The sequence below is a fragment of the Paenibacillus albiflavus genome (assembly GCF_004344915.1).
Lineage (GTDB): Bacteria > Bacillota > Bacilli > Paenibacillales > NBRC-103111 > Paenibacillus_AM > Paenibacillus_AM albiflavus.
In genome coordinates this window covers 183,062-204,715 of the sequence record NZ_SKFG01000008.1, presented here as the reverse complement: position 1 = coordinate 204,715, position 21,654 = coordinate 183,062, and the positions used below count along the sequence as shown (strand labels likewise).

Genomic DNA, 21,654 nt, shown 5'->3' with positions numbered 1-21,654 from the left:
ATCACCGCCTATTGGTGAATTACGTTGGTAGGCCCACTGCAATCCGCATTATTTAATAGATGACGGACTTTTACCATAGTGTTTTTTAAATTGTCTGCTGAAAAAATATACATCCTTATAACCGAGTGCATGTGCGACTTCCGATACCGTCATTCCACAGTAATGCAGAAGGAATTCGGCACGCTCAATACGTGATTGAATTTCATATTCCTGTACGCTCATACCCATATAGGATTTGAACTTCGTTGCAAAGTAACGCTTGGACAATTGCGCTCTGCTCGCAAGCTCTGCAATGGAATACCAGGTCGCAGGATGCTCTTTGATTAGATTTGCAATTTCGAGAATGCGATCTTGCAAGCGCTCACTTTTCTTAGGCTGATACCCCTGTTCAAATCTGTCATTACGTAGTAAATTGATCATAATTTGTTTGAGGACTAAAGCGGCCTCTTCATTACTGCCGAATTGGGGCGACAGTCGCAAATGAACATATCGAACAAGTAAGGTTTCAATAGTGGTCGGCTCAGCAAGCTTGCGATAGATAGCTGGGATCAGATCAGGCTTCTGGTCTATATTAAAATGAATATAAGTAATCGTTAATGGATTTTGCCTGTCATGCGTAGCACTTGTATGATCACCAGGGCGGAATAGAAAGCAGCTGCCTTTCTCTACGGCAAACGAGGTATGATTAACCGTCACCTCGCCATGACCATCCCAGACGTAGAACAGGTCATAGTTCTCTAACGGTTGCTCCCGACGTGGCCATTTCCATTCGGGTTCGCATTTAATTTTGGAAAAGAAATTCGTCGCTATAAAAGAAGTCTCTGGTATAGAGATCATAGTAACTCTCCTGTACATTAGTGCAAATTTTTGGCCAATTAATCCATTCTCATAGCTAGATCTTATCGATATATTTATTCTATTACAAGTGGAATAATCGGATTCACGTGGGAAAGGAGTGCCATAGCATGTCACAATATGATTTGATTAGTACCGGATTTTATGGAAATACAACACCTGAGGAGCTTGTACAGAAGTATGGCAGTCCGTTGTATGTGTATAATGAGGCGGTTCTGCGTGAACGATGTAAGGAGATGCGTAACCTCGTTAGCTGCCCGAATTTTAAAGTACAATATTCAGCTAAAGCCAATTCCAATAAAGAATTATTGAAAATTATCCGTAGCGAAGGGCTGCATACAGATGCCATGTCGCCAGGGGAAATTTTTATTATGCTTCAAAGCGGTTATCATCCTGAAGAGATATTCTTTGTAGCGAATAATGCATCAGAAGAAGAGATGCAATATGTAATCGATGCAGGAATTCTGGTTAGTGTCGATTCCTTATCGCAGCTTCAAATGTACGGACGCTTGAACCCAGGTGGGCGGGTAGCAGTTCGGATCAATGCGGGAGCAGGTGTAGGTCATCATGAGAAGGTGATTACAGCTGGGAAGAAGACCAAGTTTGGCGTTAATGCCGATCTAATTCCTGAGATTAAGCAGATCGCTGAGCAATATAAGCTTCGGATTGTTGGATTGAATCAGCATCTTGGTTCTTTGTTCATGGAGCCAGACGGGTATATTGCAGGAGCACAAGCTTTGCTTAGCGTCGCGGAGCAGTTTGAGAACTTGGAGTTTGTGGACTTTGGCGGCGGATTCGGAATTCCTTATCGCAAGCACAGCGGAGAGCAACGCCTTGATCTTGAAGCTCTGGGCAGCGAATTATCGGCAATTGTACAAGATTGGACTGCTCAGTATGGTCAAGATATTGCATTTCATACGGAGCCAGGCCGTTATATTGTAGCTGAATCGAGTGTATTACTGGGTAAAGTCAACGCGATAAAGCATAATGGAACAACTAAATTTGTTGGAACCGATGTGGGATTCAATGTCTTAGCTAGACCTGTGATGTATGATTCGTGGCATGACCTTGAATTTTATCGCAATGGGTCACGACTAGACGGGTATCAGCTTGAACTGGCAACAATCACGGGCAATATTTGCGAGAGCGGTGATATTATTGCCAAGGATCGCGAAGTGCCTATTATAGAGGAAGGGGACATCTGCGGTATTCTAGATACAGGAGCATATGGATTCGCTATGAGCTCTAACTATAACAATCGCTTACGTCCAGCAGAGGTTCTTATTCGTACGGATGGTAGTCCTGAGCTCATTCGGAGAAGGGATACATTAGAAGATTTACTCCGTAATTACGAATAATTCCACAAAATACCTAAACCTCATTGAAACTCAAGTTTTCCCTTGAAGTAGTTGTATTGAGCACCCTTAGGGGTGCTCTTATTGTAGGAAATGAGATTGTTTTACTCGAACAAAACACCTACAATGAACAATAGAATCTACAGAAGGGATTTATAACAACAATGAGTACACAAATAGGAACAAACAAAAGCAAATGGGTGAAATACAAACCGCTGCTTTGGATGATCGCGATACCAGCATTGAATATCATATATGGAATCCTGAATGAGCATTCATCCGAGGTTCGGATGTTAATAACGCCGCTTGACAGGCAAATTCCTTTTCTTCCAGCATTCATTATTCCTTATATCGTATGGTATCCATTTATTGCGCTAACACTCCTCTTTATTTTCTTAAAGGATGTTCGAGTTTATTTTAAGACTTTACTGGCATTATGTTTAGGACTGCTAGTCAGCTATGTGTTTTATTATTATTTTCAGACGACAGTACCGCGTCCTAAAGTAGGTGAGGGGGGTATACTCAATTACCTTGTGCAATTTATTTATGCGCATGACCTTCCTTATAATTGTTTCCCGAGCATCCATGTGCTGACAAGCTATCTCATGATGAAAGGCGCCAGAGTGTTAAAGCGCTGGGGTAGGTTAACGGTTCAGTTTATCGGAATCATGATTATCGCTTCTACGCTTTTTGTTAAGCAGCATGTGCTGGCAGATGTGGGAATGGCTATTATAGTTGCGGAGTGCACCTTCCTGCTTGCGAAGTTGATTCTACCTTATTTGATGAAGCTTAAGCTAAGAGTTGTAGCAATTGCCACTCATGAAGCGGGATAGTGCTGTTTAAGATAGGGGCAAGTCTATTTTCAATTTTTTTCAAAAGCCTATTGATGTACCCTATGGGGGTATGGTATATTGAAAATGTAAGGAGGGTAATTATGGAACAACAACAGACGAACAATATGGAAGCCAGTTGCCATAGCGATCCAAGTACACGCAAAAGTCACCATTCAGATAAAATAAAGAACAATCTGGTTTCACGCTTGAATCGGATCGAAGGACAAATTCGCGGTGTCAAAGGCTTGATTGAGAAAGATACTTACTGCGATGATGTTCTGAATCAGATTGCGGCCATTCAATCCGCGCTGAATAGTGTCGGCAAGATTCTTCTTGAAGGTCATATGAAGAGTTGTGTGATCGAACGGTTGCAAGAAGGCGATCATGAAGTAGTGGATGAACTCCTAATTACAATCAATAAATTAATGAAATAATAAACGAAGGAGATGTTAAGAATGGCAACAGTTACTTTGAACGTAGAAGGAATGTCTTGTGGTCATTGTGTTAATTCAGTAGAAGGTGCAATGAAGCAATTAGGCGCTACTGGTCAAGTGGATCTAGCGAATAAACAAGTAACCGTAACTTATGATGAATCCCAAATTACACTCGATGCGGTTAAAGAAGCAATTGAAGATCAAGGATATGATGTAGTTTAAGTTTGGATATAAGTTGAATTCAAGGAGATCGCATGGGCTGCCAGATCGTTAGCCGCATCTCCTTGAACAGTTTGGTTAGTGCTATATTTTTTTGAATAAAATATACCCCATACGGGTATATGAAAGGGATGAGAATCATGGAAGGATCGAGCAAACAGCTAACTGTACAGATTGCAGGAATGACTTGTGCGGCTTGTGCGAATCGGATTGAGAAGGGGCTTAAGAAAATCGATGGTGTTGAAGAAGCGAATGTGAATTTTGCTTTGGAGAAAGCTTCGGTCACTTACGACAAGTCGAAAGTTAATTTGCCTCAGATTGAGAAGAAAATCGAGGATCTCGGATACAGCACAGTGAAGGAAAGCGCGGATTTCGATATTACAGGTATGACTTGTGCAGCTTGTGCGACAAGAATTGAGAAGGGATTAAATAAGCTGCCAGGTGTTAGTCATGCAACCGTTAACCTAGCGCTGGAAACTGCGCATGTGGAATTCGTTGCTGCAGAAGTTAGTATCCAAGACATGATGAAGAAAGTGGATCAGCTTGGATACAAAGCTACGCCGAAGAGCGATAAGACTGATACGAAAGATCGCAAAGAGAAAGAGCTTGTATGGCATAAGCGTAAGCTGCTAATCTCAGCTATTCTTTCTTTCCCACTACTCTGGGCAATGGTAAGCCATTTTTCGTTTACATCATGGATCTATTTGCCTGATTTCTTGATGAATCCTTGGGTTCAGCTCATTCTAGCAACTCCTGTACAATTCATTATCGGTAAACAGTTCTATGTCGGGGCTTACAAGGCACTTCGCAATAAGAGCGCTAATATGGACGTTCTCGTGGCATTGGGTACATCCGCGGCTTACTTCTACAGCTTATACCTCACGATTCAATGGGCGATTGCAGCAGAAGTTCACCATATGCCGGAAATGTATTATGAAACAAGTGCAATATTAATCACATTAATCATTCTCGGTAAGCTATTCGAAAGCTTAGCGAAAGGGCGCACTTCTGAAGCCATTAAGAAACTTATGGGTCTCCAAGCCAAGATGGCGCTCGTTGTTCGTGATGGCGCAGAAATCAGCATTCCAGTGGAAGAAGTAATCGTGGGTGATGTCGTAATTGTTAAACCTGGTGAGAAGATTCCAGTTGATGGTGAAGTGATTGAAGGTATTTCCTCGATTGATGAATCCATGCTTACAGGTGAGAGCCTGCCTGTTGAGAAAAAAGCTGGCGATGTCGTAATCGGTGCTACCGTGAATAAGCATGGCAGTCTTAGAATCAAAGCAACGAAGGTGGGCAAAGAAACAGCTTTAGCCCAGATCATCAAAGTTGTGGAAGATGCGCAAGGCTCCAAAGCTCCAATTCAACGTATCGCTGACATTATTTCGGGTATTTTCGTGCCGATCGTTGTTGGGATTGCCGTAGTTGCGTTCCTGATCTGGTATTTGTTCATTACACCTGGAGATTTTGCAAGTGCACTTAAGATCGGGATCGCAATTCTCGTTATCGCTTGTCCTTGTGCATTAGGTCTTGCAACACCTACATCGATTATGGCAGGTTCAGGTCGTGCAGCCGAATTCGGTATTCTATTCAAAGGCGGCGAGCATTTAGAGTCGATGCACCAAGTACAGACGATCATTCTTGATAAAACAGGTACAGTGACCAAAGGTAAACCGGAATTAACAGACGTCACCGTTGTAGGGATGGATGAAACGGAAGTGCTTCGTTTACTAGGGGCTGCTGAGAAACAATCGGAGCATCCACTTGCAGAAGCGATTGTCGCAGGTATCGTGGAGAAAGGCATTCAGCTGCCAGCCGTTCAGCACTTTGAAGCTATCCCTGGCTATGGAATTGAAGCCATCGTAGAAGGCAAGAATGTATTAGTAGGCACTCGTAAGCTGTTGAACCGTGAGTCGATTGATTATAGCCAGCTTAATGCTGAGATGGAAGCTTATGAATCGGCAGGCAAGACAGCGATGCTAATCGCAATTGATCGTCATTTTGCAGGGATGGTTGCCGTAGCGGATACGATTAAAGAAACATCAGTAGAAGCGATTGCGCGATTACGAGCAATGGGCATTGATGTCGTCATGATCACGGGGGATAATACCCGTACTGCGGAAGCCATTGCGAAACAGGTTGGCATTGATCATGTACTTGCCGAAGTATTGCCGGAAGGCAAAGCGAACGAAGTGAAGAAATTGCAGGCAACAGGTGTCAAAGTTGCGATGGTTGGGGACGGCATTAACGATGCACCAGCTCTGGCTACTGCTGACGTAGGGATAGCGATAGGTACAGGTACCGACATTGCGATGGAAGCAGCAGACGTAACGCTAATGCGCGGTGACTTGAATAGCATTCCAGATGCGATTTATATGAGTAAAAGAACAATGGGCAACATTAAGCAGAACTTGTTCTGGGCACTTGCCTACAACTCACTCGGTATCCCGATTGCAGCCATAGGATTGCTTGCGCCTTGGGTAGCAGGGGCAGCGATGGCTTTAAGCTCGGTATCGGTTGTCTTGAATGCCTTACGTTTGCAGCGAGTGAAGCTTAAATAAAAGGTTTGGCTTATCATGGGGAGGTAAGCGTAAATGACAATGGGGAAATTTGCAGTGACACCAGGCTTTGAAGTAGGAGGAGCTATGTTCAGGCCAGAACAACTGGCCGTCCTAGGCTCTATCATTGGCGAGGATGCCAAAATTGAGTTAACGACGTTCAAGCAATTGTATGTCGAGATGGCTGAGGATCGAATCGATGAGGTGCAGACTGAATTGAAGAAAATCGGGTTGGAGATTTATCCATCTGGCTTCTACACCAAGAGCTTGATTGCATGTCACTTCTGCCGCGGTGCGGAAGATGCGGGACTGGAAATCGCAAGAAAGCTGAATGAGGCGATTGCCGGATTAGCTACACCAGGCCCGCTCAAGATCGGCTATGCTGGCTGTGCGCTCGGTACTAGTGAACCGCTGCTCAAAGATATTGGTGTTGTGAAAATAAAAGATAAGTTCTCCATCTATATTGGCGGTGAACCGAAATCGATCAAAGCAGGAATAGGCAGCTTGTTCCTTTCTGAGGTGCCAGAAGAGATGCTGATTCCGCAGGTTCTTAAACTCATTCATCTCTATCAGAAATATGGCAAGATGAAGGAGAAGTTTGCGCGTTTCATTGATCGCATGACAGTGGAAGAATTGAGAGCTAGAGTGAGCTAGTCTTTTATTTGTGGTTCCATTTTATCTAATTATCGCTTATAGTATTCCGTATATTATGATAATTTAGATAAAAACGGGAGAGACATGGAGAACCCTAAACTATTTATAGTGAGGGTTCTCCATGTCTTTTTTCGGTGATATAGAATTTATTTTGCTTAGCTCATAAATTCTAAGTATCACCTTAAGAAACGCATCCGTCTTATAAAGACGGTGAAACCGTTTCTTCAAGTGGAATTCGGGGGTAGAACATGGCTAACAGGAAGAAGGCTGGCTTGACGGATAAGCTATTAGCAGCTAAATGGGGAATCCGGCTTGCCTGGAAAATTGACCGTAAAATGTTTTTGCTCTGGACTGTGCTTAGCATGGGGCTTGCCGTGCTGCCTGCCATAGCGCTCGCCTACAATCGCGATATTATCGCGAACTTGTCTGGCTTTATCTCGACGGGAGCGGGTTCGTTCTCAGCCTTGGTTCCGGATATTGTCATGCTGGGGATTATCCTGATGGTGTCAGGGCTCTCAACTCGCTTGAATGATGATTTTCTGTATATGACGATGTTTGATTCTTATTATTTGGGACTCGAAGAAGAGATGATGGACAGCGCGCAGCGAATCGATCTATCCGAGCTAGTGAAGAAGGAGGTCAAGGATGAGTACTTTGCTGCTATTTCCCGTTGTGGCTCACTGACGGATCTGATGAGTTCAGGCTGCTCGCTGCTGGCGAGAATGGCTTCTATCATTTCTCTAATGATTGTAGCGCTCATCACCTCAAAAATTATTTTTATCATGACCGTCTTTTATATCCTTGTCGTTATTTATCTCAATTCAGCGTTCTCTAATAAGGCTCGTGTTGCATGGCAAGAAATGCGAGAGATGCTTCGCAAAGCGGATTATTTCGAGAAACTGGCGCAGAATGGAGATCCGGCTAAGGAAACCCGAATTTTTAACAGCTCAGAATGGGTGAAGACGAAGTGGGATGAGGCTTATGACACAATTGAGAAAACGCAAGTGGAGCGTTCATATGGTATAGCTCAGATCACTTTTTTCAGTAAAGTGGGATTTTATGTGTTTATGGTGCTGATGATGGTGTATGCCTTGTTTCAGGTTGCAGGCGGCACAATGACTCCTGATGTGCTTCTTATGATATTCCTTCTGTGTACCAGTATTGCAGAAGCAGTAGCGACGATTCCCAAAAGCTATCAGCATCTTGATTATGGTCTGTATGGACTGGATATTCAGCGCCGTTTTTTTGAGAATACACAGGCAGTTGATCCTAAGGAGGAATCACGGAAAGCGGATACCCCGCTTGATTCGGAGGTTTGCTTTGAAGTTCGCAACTTGTCTTTCGCCTATAAAGCAGACAGGCCTGTACTGAATGATCTTAATTTCCAGATAAAACGTGGTGAAACGGTAGCTCTTGTCGGCAGCAACGGTTGCGGCAAAACGACGCTCATTAAGATTCTGCTTGGACTCTATGCGCCTACTGAAGGCGAAGTGAAGTTCATGGGCAGACGATACTCGGAATATCGTAAAGACTTTGTGATGGATCGAATCGGGACCTTCTTTCAAGATTTTTACTTGTTCCACTTAACGCTTGGCGAGAACGTCGGAATGGGGAATGTGAAGGAAATTGGCAATGAGCCAATGATCATGAGTGCTATTGAACGAGGTGGTGCAGCAAAAGTGCTGCAGAAGCTAAAGCAAGGATTAAACCATCGCTTAGGTAAACAGGTTCATAAGGATGGCGCCATGCTCTCTGGCGGCGAAGGGCAGCGTGTGGCGGTTTCCCGTACGCATATGAGTGATAAGGAAGTCATGATTTTTGACGAGCCAGCCTCGATGCTTGATCCGATTGCCGAGATGGAGCAATTTTTTCATATTAAGCAGAAACTGGGTGGCAGAACTTCGATTCTTGTTTCCCATCGCATTGGTTTTGCTCGTTTGGCAGATCGTATTCTGGTGCTGGATGGCGGCAGAATTGTGGAAGATGGTGCCCATGAGGAACTGATGGCCAAGGGCGGCGTTTATGCTAACTTTTTTCAAGAGCAGGCTCAGTGGTATGACTTGTCTGAAGATCGCAAGGATGAAAGAGGTGTAAGGGATGAAGAACCAGCAAGAGCTTAAGGGAAGGCTTGGGATCGGTGAGGTTCTTCGAATTGCAGGGAAGGCGCTGCAAGTCAGCTTTAGGACCAAAAGCACAATGTCGCTGTTCGTTAATCTTATCGGATTTGCAATGGCTTTCGTACCTGTATGGATTTCTATGACGCTTCGGGATTTTACGAATCATGTGCAGCAAATCTTTCAAGGACAGGAAACCATCATGACAGCTTTGCTCGTGCTTGGCTTGTTGATCCTTCTATATCTGATGCAGACAAGCTATCTATTTGCCAGTGATTATTATGCGGAGGTTGATCGGCAGCGTACAACCAGATACATGAAGAAGAAGATTATTGAGTCTGCAAGCAGCGTGGAGTACAAATATATTGAGAATGAAGGAGACTATCGGGATAAGCTGGCCTTTGCAGAGATGTCCGGAGGCTCACAGGTTGCGCAAAGCATGCAGCAATCCATCGTTATTTTACAGCAGGTCATTACCTTTGTTAGCATTACACTTGTTCTGCTCGATGTTAGCTTGTTGATCGTTATGATCCTGATTGCAACCTGTATTCCTGCAGTTGTCCTATCCATTAAACAAAAAGATGAGGATTACAAAAATAAGACCAAATCTATGAAAGATGGCGCGATGTCCGTCCATTTATTCTATATGGCATCAGGAGCGAATGAGAATTGTAAATCGATGAATGATGTTCGTTTTTTTGGCATGTATCCATGGATTAAGGACAAATGGCGTGACGTGTCGATGAACTATCTGAAACAGAAGAACGCCGTATCCCGTAAGCATGTTGTGTATAATTCGTTGGCGGATATACTTCGAAACGGAGTTTATATTGGCATCTTGCTGCTTGTAGCGAAGCAAATATACGATAATCCTGCGATCGGGCTTGGTGTATTTATGCTCGTCTCTACGCTTGCTGTGCAGTTGCAGAATGCAACGACCAAAGTGTTTGTTGGCATTGCGCAATTTTTTGGGGATATTCGTTATATGAAGGACTTCTTTGAGCTGGATGCAACGCCTAAGGAGAAGCTGGAGGATCATCCGCAAGTTCTGGATCAGGCAGATATTGTATTTGAAAATGTAAGCTTTACGTATCCGAATTCAACTATGCAAGCACTTAAAAACCTAAGTATCACGATCAAGCAAGGCGAGAAAATAGCGATTGTTGGTGAGAATGGCTCTGGCAAATCGACGTTTGCGAATCTACTGTGCGGTATGCATCAGCCTACATCTGGAGAAGTTACGGTTGGTGGGCTTAATGTCAAAAACTATCTTGCATCCGTGCGGAACGCAATCTCTGTCGTCTTTCAGAATTTTGGCAGATACGAGACTTCTATTAAAGAGAACATTACATTCTCCGATAGAAGCCGCAAAATAACGGATGAAGATCTGGAGAAGCTCACCAAGACAACGAATGCATTCTCTTTTATTGAAGCGCAGCCTAATGGGCTTGATGAAACCGTAGGAACGTTTAGTGAAGGGGGCAATGATCTTTCGGGCGGGCAGTGGCAGAAGGTTGCGATCACACGTGCTATGTATCGTGACAAGGCTAGGATTATGGTGCTGGATGAGCCTACCTCAGCGCTTGATCCAGTTGCTGAAGCCCAGTTGTATCGTGATTTTGCTAAAATTACAGGGGATAAGACGACGATCTTGATTTCTCACCGATTGGGCATTACCACGATTGTAGATCGAATCCTGGTATTTGCAGATGGAAGAATTATAGAAGAGGGTGATCATACCGAGCTGCTAGCCAAGGGCGGTCAATATGCCGCCATGTATCATGCGCAAGCGCAGTGGTATGGGGAAGTGGTAGACTTTTAGCAAATATGATGTACGTTAGCACGAAACGCCGATGGTAAAATGAGCGGATATGGCCCTGGTTCCAGCTAACTACTGGTACCTATCAGGCGGTGGCGGTGGACTACTGTCCATGACTGAAATGATCAATGAAGTAGCTAGCGGATTGAAATAATTCATCATCAGCTTATAAACCAAGGCCCTAAACGAGTAATTCGTTTGGGTCTTTTTTACTTTCTAGAGGGTATGGGTATTTTTTAAAGAATATATTGATAAAAAAGAGAAGGGATGAGGAAGATGAGTACACAAGTCAAGCATCGTGCCGTTCAGTTGTATGATTATCATGTCTGGGCGAATAACAAGTATTTTGACCATTTAAGAACGCTGCCACAAGAGGTATGTGATACGGAGATTACAAGTGTATTTTCAACGGTAAATCAAGTTCTCGTGCATATTGCAAAGGCGGATATGGTACTTCTAAGGCGTATGCGTGGAGATAGCCATGATGTCATTACGGCTCAGATCGGTGAATTCATTCATAGGCTAGAAGGGCAGAATTTAGCTGCGATAGAAGCTGAATATGGGAGAACCAATGCTATGTATGAGGACTTCCTGACCAATCACTCGGACTTGGATCAGATCATCACTTATGAGCATCCGAGGTTGGGACGAATCGATGTGCCTCTTGTGGAAGTGATGCAGCAAGTATGTAATCATGGAACTTATCATCGTGGAAATCTATCTGCTATGCTTCATCAACTCGGACATCAAGGTGCGCCGACGGATTATCTCCTCTATTTGTATGCAATGAATCAATAAGTACCTGCGTGATAACAATTTTACGTTGCGTTTACATAGCTCCTCATTTAATTTAATATTTCCGCTCTATGATGGGAAGAAAGTACTAGTCAGAGGAGACTTTGTATGCTTGCTGATCGAGTTGATTCCAATAGAGTTCGCCATATGAGGATTAAGGATTATTTACGCAAAGCGCTAATTATTCGTCCTGAGCAGACATGCGGGGAATGTCACAAGCAGTTTGAGTCGTTAGAAACGGTGGATTGTGCAGTGGTGTGCAATTCGGAAGAGGCTCCAATCGGTTTGATTATGAAGGATCGGTTTTATTTGCATATGGGACGATTGTACGGAAGCTCGTTGTATTTTGAGAAGTCAGTAAGTGTGTTGATGGAACAATCGCCTATCATCGCGGATATTTCGGATTCGCCGCAAGCACTGATCGATCAAGCATTGAGTCGGGATGAGTACCATTTATATGACTCCGTCATCATCGTAGAGAATGGGAAGCTTGCAGGTATTGTGACCATAGCAGATTTACTCAAAATGTCGCGGATTTTGCAAATAGAAGCTGATGCTGCTCAAGTAGCTACGGTAAAGTCAACACAGCAAATGGTAGTTCAGATTCACGATGCGGTTAAACAGGTGATCGCTTCTACTCAGATTGGGATGCGGATTTCGGATGAGATGACGGAGCTGACAACACAAGGAAGAAAGCAACTTTTGAAGGCACAGAGTATTTTTGAACATCAAAAGGCACTTGCCTATGAGCAGGAGTCGCAGATTCGTCAGCTGCAAGAGCGTGCGGCATCCATATCAACCATTCTCAAATCCATTCGCGAGCTTGCCAATCAATCCAACCTGCTAGCTTTGAATGCATCGATTGAAGCAGCTAGAGCCGGGGAGCATGGACGTGGATTTGCGGTCGTCTCGACAGAGGTTCGCAAGCTGGCGGATGAGACGAATAAATCCGCGGCAGACATCGCTGCGATCATTCGCATGATTGATGAATCGGTCATGCAGGCTGTAGCGCTCGTGCAGTCAGGAAGAGAACAGACGATCAAGAATGCCTCATACGTCGATCAGACCTCCGAGGTGCTGGATACGCTCTTTGATGTTGTACCAGCTAATAAACAAAGCTCGGATCAGATCGCCTATATTTCACAGATCGCGGATCAGGAAGCTAGCAAAGCGCTCGATACTTTGCAGGGGTTGATCCATCAATTCGAGCAAACTTAAGTGATTTGAGAATGGTGAGTAGAGCGAAGCTACTCACCATTATTTATTTGTGATACGGAATTTATAACTTTCAGCTCATAATTAAAAGATAACTGGTCCACACCGTGCTATTATAGATGGAGTATCTAACCATTGCTAAATATACCCATCATTCGTGTTAGGAGATTCAGGGGATGAACAAAAAGATTTTGATAGTTGAAGATGATATTCATATTTCTAAAATCATTAAAATGAATCTTAACATCGTGAACTACGAGACGACCGAGGTCTATGACGGCTTGGCGGCGCTGGAGCTGGTAAAGCGGGAGAAGTTCGACCTTATTTTGCTGGATGTCATGATTCCGAAACTGGACGGTTTTGCGCTGATGGAACGAATCAGACCTTATCGTATTCCAGTTATTTTTTTGACGGCAAAAAACTCGGTTTATGATAAAGTGGACGGGCTGAGGCTGGGGGCTGATGATTACATGGTCAAGCCTTTCGAAGCGATTGAGCTGCTGGCCCGAATAGAAACGGTACTGCGGAGATATGGCAAAGAAGAACAGATGATGGCATTTCAAACCCTTCTTGTCGATCTGGACAAACGGGAAATAACCAAACAGGGGGAAGTTGTAGAGCTAACGCCGAAGGAATATGATTTGCTTGTTGTTCTACTGAAAAACAAGAACATCGCTTTATCAAGAGAGCAGTTCATCGATAAAGTATGGGGCGGCGACTATTATGGTGAAACAAGAACGGTCGATATGCATATTAAATCACTGCGCAAAAAACTAGAGCTGCAGGATCACATCAAGACCATTTATAAACTCGGCTATCGGCTGGAGGATTGAGGGGATGAAATTTTGGCAAAAGATTTATATCTTCTCGATTCTAGTCTTCGTCATTATCTTTAACGCAGCCTCCATTATGGTTATCGAGCGCAGCCACAATAGAATGCTTGAACAGGAGATCAATAGTGCGTTAAGCCAGAATATGAGTATACAATCCAGTGTCAACGCGATTGTACCGATCCTTCGCATCTATGATTCTATTGATTACGAGAAAACAGTATTAACAAGAATCGCTAATGAATTTGTTGGTACAAGTAAAGAACAACGTCTTTATTTAGATATCAGGGATCAGAAGAATCGGGTGGTCTTCAGTAATACCGATTTCCAAATGCCGACACAACGTGAGGAACTGGGCAAGCTGGGCACGGATGAAATCAATTATATTTTACGGGATATCGATGAGCGAACGATCCTGTTCACTTCAAATATGGCGGATATTAACCGTACAAGCTATCTATTTACCTATATGGTAGATGTCACCTCTTTATATCAGGACCGTGTAGATCAGTATCAGTTCTTTGTACAAGTGGATGTGGTGGCTTGTTTCCTCTATATGTTGATCATGTTTTTTGTAAGCCGAGGACTGACAAGATCGATTGATCGGCTGGGTCGAACTGCTCAGGTTATTGCACAGGGGAATTTCTCTGAACGCGTCCAGTTAAAATCAAAGGACGAAATCGGGATGCTGGCCCACAATTTTAACAATATGGCCGCTGTTGTGGAGGACACAATCACTGAACTTGAGCGGAACAATCAAGAGAAGCAGCGATTTATCAATAATTTTACGCATGAATTAAAAACACCGTTGACTTCAATTATCGCCTATGCGAATTTTATGAGGACAACCAAATACGATGAGGAAACGTTTCTGGACGGTTTGAATGTGATTTATTCAGAAGGCAAACGATTAGAGATGTTGTCATTGAAGCTGATGAACTTGATTGTGTTGCAAGAGGATAACTTCGAGATGGAGCTGCACGATTTGGGAGCGGTTATAGCTGAAATCAAACCTGCACTAGATATGATGGCTAAAGAAAAGCAGGTGACTATCGTCACTGAGTGCGAACCGGGTGAGCTGAGATTGGAGAAGGATTTGATCAAAGTTCTGATCTTCAATCTGGTGGACAATGCGCTCAAAGCTTCGGATGAACAGCAGACCATTACGCTGCGCATCGCATGGCACGGCGGGCATTACACGCTTGAAGTGATGGATCAGGGCATCGGGATCGCCAAGGAACATCAGGATAAAATTTTCGAACCTTTTTATATGGTGGATAAATCTAGAACAAGAAGCGGTAAAGGGGCAGGACTCGGCCTTGCAATATGTCAAAATGTAGCGAGCGTCCACAATGCCGTCATCCGGGTAACCAGCAATGAAAACCAGGGCACTACCGTAGAAGTCGTATTCGCACTTACCCATCCGAAAGGCGGGATAAAGGAATGAAGAAGCTTATTTTGGTTATCATATGCGCGTCGTTCATGATCCTGGCGACAGGGTGCCAGAGTGTCTTCAATACGATCCCCAAAGATACCGTTATGGTTAAAAAAATAATCAGAGAGAACGAGAATATTGAGGCGGAATATGAGGGCGTTCTGTCCCAGGATGCGGTGAAGACACTTAGTCTAAATGCGGTAAATAAGTACTTCGATGAGAATTTGACGACGGACGAGTTTCAATTCGAGTTGGTGGTTATTGATCAGAACAAGTTTAAAGTTTTGCTAAGTGAGGCGGAAAATACTCCGAGAGTGAAATCAGCAAAGGCTCCAGAATTAAAGGTGAACGATCAAACTGAGTTTTCTCCGTATTCTGGCGGCTTGTATTATACGACCATGACCAAATTGACCGACCCTGATGAAGTATACGATATCGTGCTGAATGCGAGGGACGGCGATGTCATTAAAGCTGTCAGGGGGGGAGAAACGATACAGAATTTTGCCAGGAATACAGTGGAAGACGATCGATTGGTGAAATATCACATGAACGAAGTTATCCCTCTCGCAACAAAGTTTATTCAAGATAAAGGGAGCTATCTGTTGTCCGATCTATCGCTGAATGAGGGCATGACGCGCTCGGGTGGTGTTGTGGAATTGTATTACATGAGCAAGGACGGCGATAAGTTAAAATACACTGTCACAGTCGATTTGAAACGAAATGAAGTTGTCGGTTTCAGTAAGGATGTCATGGCGCTGCTTAGTTACTTTTCTAGGCTCTAAGCAGGCCTACCCGCCTAACCCAGTGCTGCAAGACCACACCTGCGGCTTTGTAGCCGCGCAAATAAAGGACCGTCAGGGGACAATTCACCTCTGACGGTTCTTTCTTGTTTTTACAACTTCAATACAAGTCTATCTAACTCCTCATATATTCGCCTGCTACACTGGTTGCATATTTAAAGTTATCAGTATTCGCCGTCAACCGGAGTAAGGAGACAACATGAGAAAGAAAAGCAAAAAACAGCTTAAACACCTCCAAGCCATATTGTTGGTAATTGTCGTTGTTTTGCTGGGAATGATCTGGTCGATAAATGAGCTGTCTTCATCCTCGGCTTCCGCGGAGTTGATAGTTTCACCGAACAAGACTACAGCAATGCAACAAGAAACGTCCCAACACTACAAAATCGTGATCGATGCGGGGCATGGAGGCAAGGATCCCGGCGCGGATGGAGCCAGCGGCAAGCGGGAGAGAGCGTACACGCTAGCGCTGTCAAAAAAAGTATTCGACCTGCTCCAGCAGGAGCCGATGTTCGATGTGTACATGACACGTACGGACGATACCTTTGTTGATCTGGATGATCGTGTCAAACTCGCAAACGATCTCGATGCGGAGGCATTTGTCTCTATTCATGGGAACACATATACGGATCCCGAAGTATCTGGCACCGAAACGTATTATTATGCGGACGATAGTATTCCGTTCGCACGCGAGGTGCATGAGCATTTGGTGGAGGCTACTGGATTCAAGGATCGCGGTGTGAGAAAGGAAGACTGGAAGGTACTGACGCAAAGCAACAATCTTGCAATTCTGCTGGAGGTAGGGTACCTCACGAACCGGAGCGATGAAACGAATATGCTCAGTGATAAACACCAGGATCGAACGGCTGCGGCCATTGTGAACGGGATCAAAGAGTATTTTGCTGATAGAGAAAGGCTAGATAAATAATGAAAACATTACGAAGTGATATTAAAAAAAGAAGGGTAAGAAAGGCGAGAAAGGAGAGAAGAAGATTAGTTGTTATTCTAGCAGCTATTTTCCTAATGATCTTTTTAATAGGGAAACTCACTTCTGCTCCTGAAGAAGAAGTAGTAGCCAAAGAAAGTATCAATCAAGAAGATGCCACAGTGGTAGCAGAAGAAAGTATCATACAAAGTGCCATACAACCAGCAAAACAAAAAAGACCGGATGGAAAGCCTACGGGTAAAGTTGTTTATCTAACATTTGATGATGGCCCTACTACATTAACGGATGAATTCTTAGATTTATTAAAAGAGCAAGATATTCAAGCAACATTTTTTATGCAGGGAATTAATTTACAAAAAATCGATTTACAAGAAAATGTCAAACGAGCCACAGAAGAAGGTCATTATGTTGGAGCTCATAGTATGACGCATAATTCCAAAAAGTTATACGATAACGGACAGTTTGTATCAGAGATGAGCGAAACATTATCTCTTATTCAGGATATTACAGGTACAAATCCTAAGTTGGTTCGTCCACCTTATGGTTCAGCACCAGGATTGAAAAGTCAACAGATTCGCAATGAAATTATAAAAGCTGGAATTAAAATTTGGGATTGGACAATTGATTCTAAGGACTGGGCGGTAAAAGATAATCCAAACCAAATTGTAGAAAATATTAAAAAGCAAACTACAACTGACATAGAAGTCATTCTCATGCATGAACAACTACAGACTTTACAAGCACTTCCAAAAATAATCGCGTTTTATAAGAAAAATGGATATGAGTTTGGTGTATATAATGACGCTGACCATTTCTATCTTAATTTCCAAAATGACACACGTCTGTAATCGTATCACGCTGAAGTAATCATAATAAATTCGAATGGGAGTTGGTTTTACAATGAAAAGGCTGATCATTATATGTATGAGTTTTGTATTTGCGGTTGGTTTGACAGCTTGTAAGGGTACTAGTACCAGCAGCAACAATCAAGACAATAGAAACAACATGAATACTAACAACGTCGCTGCGCCCATTGAAGAAGGAATGCCGCTTGATGAAACGAAAGACGGCAAGAAAACCGTTGTTGTATCTATGCTTGCAGCGGACGATTTCTACCTACAAGCGAAGCAGAAATACGAAGCCCAGCATCCGAATACGACGATTCAGTTCAAGGAGTTTCCTACTGAGGGGGCAACTATGAACCCTGCTGAAGTGGAAAGATATATCAAACAGATTACTACGGAGGTTTTATCAGGTAAGGGAGCGGATTTATATGCTGTTACGACTGTCCCCCTGCCCATTGATAAATATGTTAACAAAAAGGCTTTCGTTAATTTAGAGGAGCTAATAAAGAGGGATAAAGCTTTTGATCCTAGCCTGTACCAAATGAATATTATTGAAAATTCCCGAATGAATGACGGTATTTATACCCTTCCTTTACAGTTTTACATGGAAGTTTTGTTTGGGGATGCTGCAAATATCGAGAATGCTGGCGTCATCATCGATGATAAGAATTGGACATGGAGCGAGTTTGCAGAAATAAGCAAAAAGTTGGCTAATAAGGGAGGGCAATCCGTCTCCATGGGAAATTGGCCTCCGGAGCTGCTGTTAAATAGCTTTATATCCGACAATTATGCCAAATTGGTCAATGGGCAAACCGCATCTTTTGACTCCGCGTTTTTTACAGATTTGCTTAAGCGAGTGAAATCATTGTATGACGACAAAGTTATAAAGTCAGAATTCATTGATTTGCAAAAAACTAATTTCACTTATTCTATAATCACCTCCCCTTCGGATTATCTTAGCCGTCTCAGCTTATATTACAATAACGGAAAAATCTATCAAAAGCCGCATTCAGCCGACCAGCAATCAGGTGTATCCTTTCTCGTGACCAGAGAGCTAGTGATGAATGCAAATTCTACGGTCAAAGGGGAAGCGTGGAATTTCATGAAGTTCTTAATGTCGGAAGAGATGCAGTCCTTAACAGAGCAAACCGGTATTTCTATAAATAAGGCGGTCAATGATAAAGCTATTAAAGATTTAGTGAAGCAAGGGGTCATTAGCGATCCTAAGGCTGGCAGAGCCATTGAAGCATCCGAAGAGAATCTTCAATCATTTAAGGAAATGGTATCTGAGGCGCGTTTAAGAAATTATGGATACAATGACGAACACAACAAGCTTTCAACGATCATCGCAGAGGAAGCGAAAGCATTCTTCACTGGCCAGAAATCTGCTGAAGCCACGGCTAAGCTCATACAGAACCGGATAATGAGCTATTTGAATGAATAAGGAGCATTGTTTTTACAACTTCAATACAAGTCTATCTAACTCCTCATATATCTCAGCACTATACTGATAGAGTAACAGCCGCGGGATGATCGCGGAGAGATAGATTATGGGGAGGAAGAAAAATAATGAGAAAAGCTATGTTAATCCTGTTCACGTTTATCATGGTCATGGTTTCTGCTTGCAGCACCTCTGCTGGCGGCAATACGGGGGGAGCGCAGACATCAAACGTAGGGCAGACAAACACCGAGCAGGTGAAGAATGGGACAGGTACTACACCACCTAAGGGAGAAACGTCTGGAACGAAAAATAGCACGGAGAAGAAAACAATTGTATTTTCAACCTATTTTTCTGACGATTTCTTTTTAGAAGCCAAGAAAAGATATGAAGCCAAGCATCCTAATATCACAATTGATCTTCAATATATCGAAACAAGTAACGAAAACGACGAGGCTGCTTGGGAGAAATTTGAAAAAACAACAAACGCGGCCATGTTATCCGGTAAAGGGCCTGATCTGATTCAGATGGATCAATTGCCATCAGGGGATTATGTCAAAAAAAATCTGCTGGCCAACATAGGAGATATGATCGATAAGGACCCTAGTTTTCAGAAAGAGCAATACTTCAATAACGTTCTGGACGGAATCAAGGTAAACGGCGGAATTTATGGAATGCCGATGGGCTTCTTTATTTATGGTCTGATGGGGAATGAAACCGTAATTGAGAAAAGCGGAGTAAAGATCGACGATAGCAATTGGAATTGGGAACAGTTTACCGACTTAGCCAAGGAAATCGTCAAGAAAGCAGGTGGCAATCATTTCGCATTAGGTGGAGTCGCACCTGAAAATATGATAAAAGACCTGGTTAATGGTCAGTATGCGACGTTCGTTGATCTGGAGAGCAGGAAGGCTAATTTCGATTCTGCTGCCTTTATCGAATTACTCAAGGAAGTAAAGTTGATGTCTGATGAGAAGATGATAAGAGAAGATTATGGAGGGATTTTTTATAATGAATTTATTAACTCACCCCAAACTTATATTCGTGAGTTAAGGAATAGTGATTTTTTGCAGAAACCTTACAAGTCAAAGTTCTACTCCAGACCGAATGCAAGCGGGCAGGAGGCAGGCGGATTTTTCAGAACATACAAAACGATTGGCATCAATGCAAGTTCTGCTGTAAAAGACGAAGCATGGGACTTCATAAAATTCATGTTGTCTGATGAGATGCAAGATCAAGGACGCGGCGCCGGTTTTTCATTAAATAAAGCTACATACAAGAAAGTTGCTCAAGATGTATTAAAAAAGGGAAAGGTGATGTCTGATCAACCCGTCGGACCTTTGAAAGGTAAAGAGTTCGAAATTACTCAAAAGGATATCGACGATCTGGAGAAGTTTCTTATCGACGCGAAATATCCAGTTCAGTTCAAGCCCTCCAAAATCGATGAGATTCTGCTGAAAGAATCCAAAGCCTATTTCACTGGACAGAAATCACCCGAAGAAGTAGCTAAGCTGATTCAGAATAGAGTGACGACTGTTCTGAATGAATAGGGAGTGGTATGAACATGACAAACAAGCGTTTTTGGAATAAGCTGATCAGGCTGCTGCGAAAGGATTGGGCTGTGGCAGCCCTCTTTCTGGCACCAAGCCTGATTGGCTTTGCCTTGTTTTATCTTATTCCGTTTGCCATGGGATTTCTTTATTCGTTTCAGGATCGTACGGTTGACGGCTCATTTGTCGGCCTGGACAATTACATAGCACTGCAGGCGAGTACTTCCTTTCGCAAAGCGGCGTCAAACACCTTTCTGTTTACCAGTGTGAGCGTACCTCTCATTATAGCTTTGTCTTTGCTGTTTGCGCAGTTGCTGAATCAAAAGCTGTATATTCGGAATTGGCTACAGACTGCTTTTGTATTGCCGCTTGTGGTTCCTGTCGCATCCATTGTGATGATATGGCAAATCTTGTTCGATTGGAATGGAACATTAAATGCAGTGCTGCAGAGCTTTCATTTGGAGCGGATCGATTGGATGAAATCAGAGTGGTCGATGGCTGTATTGATAATTGTATATATATGGAAAAATATTGGATACAACATTATTTTATTTTTGGCTGCTCTACAAAATATTCCGAAGGACTACTATGAGACGGCGGATATCGAAGGGGCGGGCAAATTTCATAAATGGATTCATATTACGCTTGTTTATTTAACTCCGACGATGTTCTTTGTCATACTGATGTCCATTATTAATTCGTTCAAAGTGTTCCGTGAAACGTATCTGATCGCTGGCGGATATCCGCATGATCGTATTTATATGCTACAGCATTACATGAACAACATGTTTCTGTCGCTCGACGTTCAGAAGCTGACAGCAGCTGCAGTCTTAATGGTAGGCTGTATTCTTGTTTTTGTGACGGGCATGCTTACTATCGAACGTCGCTTTCGGAATTTCATGGAATAAGGTAGGGACGGTGAGAAAATTGGCTGTATTCCGCAAGCTTGCGCTGACGCTGAT

Annotated in this window: 19 protein-coding genes; 18 read left to right on the top strand and 1 reads right to left on the bottom strand. The window is 43.1% G+C overall.

The window, feature by feature from the left end; all coding sequences use genetic code 11:
• Window positions 1-48 precede the first annotated feature (48 nt).
• On the bottom strand, window positions 49-837 hold the full coding sequence (locus tag E0485_RS10250) for a helix-turn-helix domain-containing protein (RefSeq protein WP_132417931.1): 789 nt from the start codon (window positions 835-837) through the stop codon (window positions 49-51).
• A gap of 128 nt (window positions 838-965) precedes the next feature.
• Between E0485_RS10250 and lysA the strand changes: the two genes are divergently transcribed.
• From lysA to E0485_RS10160, 18 genes are all read left to right on the top strand, one after another.
• Window positions 966-2,213, top strand: coding sequence for a diaminopimelate decarboxylase (gene lysA / locus E0485_RS10245; protein WP_132417930.1), 1,248 nt, complete (start codon window positions 966-968; stop codon window positions 2,211-2,213).
• A gap of 161 nt (window positions 2,214-2,374) precedes the next feature.
• Entirely contained in the window at window positions 2,375-3,043 is a 669-nt protein-coding gene (locus tag E0485_RS10240) for a phosphatase PAP2 family protein (RefSeq protein WP_235857520.1), read from the top strand.
• Window positions 3,044-3,144: 101 nt separating this feature from the next.
• Window positions 3,145-3,477, top strand: a complete 333-nt coding sequence (locus E0485_RS10235; RefSeq protein WP_235857519.1) for a metal-sensitive transcriptional regulator — start codon at window positions 3,145-3,147, stop codon at window positions 3,475-3,477.
• 21 nt (window positions 3,478-3,498) lie between these two features.
• Window positions 3,499-3,699 carry a cation transporter gene (locus tag E0485_RS10230; protein WP_132417929.1) on the top strand — a complete coding sequence of 67 codons (201 nt, stop codon included), beginning with the start codon at window positions 3,499-3,501 and terminating at the stop codon, window positions 3,697-3,699.
• Window positions 3,700-3,827: 128 nt separating this feature from the next.
• Window positions 3,828-6,257, top strand: a complete 2,430-nt coding sequence (locus tag E0485_RS10225) for a heavy metal translocating P-type ATPase (protein WP_328591295.1) — start codon at window positions 3,828-3,830, stop codon at window positions 6,255-6,257.
• A gap of 33 nt (window positions 6,258-6,290) precedes the next feature.
• Complete coding sequence (locus E0485_RS10220; RefSeq protein WP_132417927.1) at window positions 6,291-6,908, top strand: ATP:cob(I)alamin adenosyltransferase; 618 nt, start codon at window positions 6,291-6,293, stop codon at window positions 6,906-6,908.
• A gap of 248 nt (window positions 6,909-7,156) precedes the next feature.
• On the top strand, window positions 7,157-9,028 hold the full coding sequence (locus E0485_RS10215; protein WP_132417926.1) for an ABC transporter ATP-binding protein: 1,872 nt from the start codon (window positions 7,157-7,159) through the stop codon (window positions 9,026-9,028).
• On the top strand, window positions 9,006-10,844 hold the full coding sequence (locus tag E0485_RS10210; RefSeq protein WP_132417925.1) for an ABC transporter ATP-binding protein: 1,839 nt from the start codon (window positions 9,006-9,008) through the stop codon (window positions 10,842-10,844). Before E0485_RS10215 ends, E0485_RS10210 begins: the two co-directional genes overlap by 23 nt.
• Before the next feature lie 273 nt (window positions 10,845-11,117).
• Window positions 11,118-11,639, top strand: a complete 522-nt coding sequence (locus E0485_RS10205) for a DinB family protein (RefSeq protein WP_165921141.1) — start codon at window positions 11,118-11,120, stop codon at window positions 11,637-11,639.
• 105 nt (window positions 11,640-11,744) lie between these two features.
• On the top strand, window positions 11,745-12,854 hold the full coding sequence (locus E0485_RS10200) for a methyl-accepting chemotaxis protein (RefSeq protein WP_132417923.1): 1,110 nt from the start codon (window positions 11,745-11,747) through the stop codon (window positions 12,852-12,854).
• Between the two features lie 173 nt (window positions 12,855-13,027).
• Window positions 13,028-13,684: a response regulator transcription factor gene (locus tag E0485_RS10195; RefSeq protein ID WP_132417922.1), complete on the top strand. Its 657-nt coding sequence runs from the start codon at window positions 13,028-13,030 to the stop codon at window positions 13,682-13,684.
• Window positions 13,685-13,688: 4 nt separating this feature from the next.
• On the top strand, window positions 13,689-15,128 hold the full coding sequence (locus E0485_RS10190; RefSeq protein WP_132417921.1) for a sensor histidine kinase: 1,440 nt from the start codon (window positions 13,689-13,691) through the stop codon (window positions 15,126-15,128).
• Window positions 15,125-15,898 carry a hypothetical protein gene (locus E0485_RS10185; protein WP_132417920.1) on the top strand — a complete coding sequence of 258 codons (774 nt, stop codon included), beginning with the start codon at window positions 15,125-15,127 and terminating at the stop codon, window positions 15,896-15,898. Before E0485_RS10190 ends, E0485_RS10185 begins: the two co-directional genes overlap by 4 nt.
• Before the next feature lie 292 nt (window positions 15,899-16,190).
• Complete coding sequence (locus E0485_RS10180; RefSeq protein WP_235857517.1) at window positions 16,191-16,841, top strand: N-acetylmuramoyl-L-alanine amidase family protein; 651 nt, start codon at window positions 16,191-16,193, stop codon at window positions 16,839-16,841.
• Window positions 16,842-16,936: 95 nt separating this feature from the next.
• A complete protein-coding gene (locus tag E0485_RS10175) occupies window positions 16,937-17,707 on the top strand; it encodes a polysaccharide deacetylase family protein (RefSeq protein WP_235857523.1) in 771 nt (256 codons plus the stop codon).
• 52 nt (window positions 17,708-17,759) lie between these two features.
• The gene (locus E0485_RS10170) at window positions 17,760-19,148 is read left to right on the top strand and encodes an ABC transporter substrate-binding protein (RefSeq protein ID WP_165921140.1); all 1,389 of its coding nucleotides are present in this window, start codon (window positions 17,760-17,762) and stop codon (window positions 19,146-19,148) included.
• A 125-nt stretch (window positions 19,149-19,273) separates the two neighbouring features.
• Window positions 19,274-20,692 (top strand): ABC transporter substrate-binding protein, encoded by a 1,419-nt coding sequence (locus tag E0485_RS10165; protein WP_132417916.1) that lies wholly within the window; start codon window positions 19,274-19,276, stop codon window positions 20,690-20,692.
• A gap of 14 nt (window positions 20,693-20,706) precedes the next feature.
• Window positions 20,707-21,600: a carbohydrate ABC transporter permease gene (locus E0485_RS10160; RefSeq protein ID WP_132417915.1), complete on the top strand. Its 894-nt coding sequence runs from the start codon at window positions 20,707-20,709 to the stop codon at window positions 21,598-21,600.
• Window positions 21,601-21,654 lie beyond the last annotated feature (54 nt).

What these genes read in the sequence shown, in the direction of transcription:
- E0485_RS10250 (WP_132417931.1), bottom strand. Translation starts at nt 837, where the DNA reads ATGATCTCTATACCAGAGACTTCTTTTATAGCGACGAATTTCTTTTCC.
- lysA (WP_132417930.1), top strand. Translation starts at nt 966, where the DNA reads ATGTCACAATATGATTTGATTAGTACCGGATTTTATGGAAATACAACA.
- E0485_RS10240 (WP_235857520.1), top strand. Translation starts at nt 2,375, where the DNA reads ATGAGTACACAAATAGGAACAAACAAAAGCAAATGGGTGAAATACAAA.
- E0485_RS10235 (WP_235857519.1), top strand. Translation starts at nt 3,145, where the DNA reads ATGGAACAACAACAGACGAACAATATGGAAGCCAGTTGCCATAGCGAT.
- E0485_RS10230 (WP_132417929.1), top strand. Translation starts at nt 3,499, where the DNA reads ATGGCAACAGTTACTTTGAACGTAGAAGGAATGTCTTGTGGTCATTGT.
- E0485_RS10225 (WP_328591295.1), top strand. Translation starts at nt 3,828, where the DNA reads ATGAGAATCATGGAAGGATCGAGCAAACAGCTAACTGTACAGATTGCA.
- E0485_RS10220 (WP_132417927.1), top strand. Translation starts at nt 6,291, where the DNA reads ATGACAATGGGGAAATTTGCAGTGACACCAGGCTTTGAAGTAGGAGGA.
- E0485_RS10215 (WP_132417926.1), top strand. Translation starts at nt 7,157, where the DNA reads ATGGCTAACAGGAAGAAGGCTGGCTTGACGGATAAGCTATTAGCAGCT.
- E0485_RS10210 (WP_132417925.1), top strand. Translation starts at nt 9,006, where the DNA reads ATGAAGAACCAGCAAGAGCTTAAGGGAAGGCTTGGGATCGGTGAGGTT.
- E0485_RS10205 (WP_165921141.1), top strand. Translation starts at nt 11,118, where the DNA reads ATGAGTACACAAGTCAAGCATCGTGCCGTTCAGTTGTATGATTATCAT.
- E0485_RS10200 (WP_132417923.1), top strand. Translation starts at nt 11,745, where the DNA reads ATGCTTGCTGATCGAGTTGATTCCAATAGAGTTCGCCATATGAGGATT.
- E0485_RS10195 (WP_132417922.1), top strand. Translation starts at nt 13,028, where the DNA reads ATGAACAAAAAGATTTTGATAGTTGAAGATGATATTCATATTTCTAAA.
- E0485_RS10190 (WP_132417921.1), top strand. Translation starts at nt 13,689, where the DNA reads ATGAAATTTTGGCAAAAGATTTATATCTTCTCGATTCTAGTCTTCGTC.
- E0485_RS10185 (WP_132417920.1), top strand. Translation starts at nt 15,125, where the DNA reads ATGAAGAAGCTTATTTTGGTTATCATATGCGCGTCGTTCATGATCCTG.
- E0485_RS10180 (WP_235857517.1), top strand. Translation starts at nt 16,191, where the DNA reads ATGATCTGGTCGATAAATGAGCTGTCTTCATCCTCGGCTTCCGCGGAG.
- E0485_RS10175 (WP_235857523.1), top strand. Translation starts at nt 16,937, where the DNA reads ATGATCTTTTTAATAGGGAAACTCACTTCTGCTCCTGAAGAAGAAGTA.
- E0485_RS10170 (WP_165921140.1), top strand. Translation starts at nt 17,760, where the DNA reads ATGAAAAGGCTGATCATTATATGTATGAGTTTTGTATTTGCGGTTGGT.
- E0485_RS10165 (WP_132417916.1), top strand. Translation starts at nt 19,274, where the DNA reads ATGAGAAAAGCTATGTTAATCCTGTTCACGTTTATCATGGTCATGGTT.
- E0485_RS10160 (WP_132417915.1), top strand. Translation starts at nt 20,707, where the DNA reads ATGACAAACAAGCGTTTTTGGAATAAGCTGATCAGGCTGCTGCGAAAG.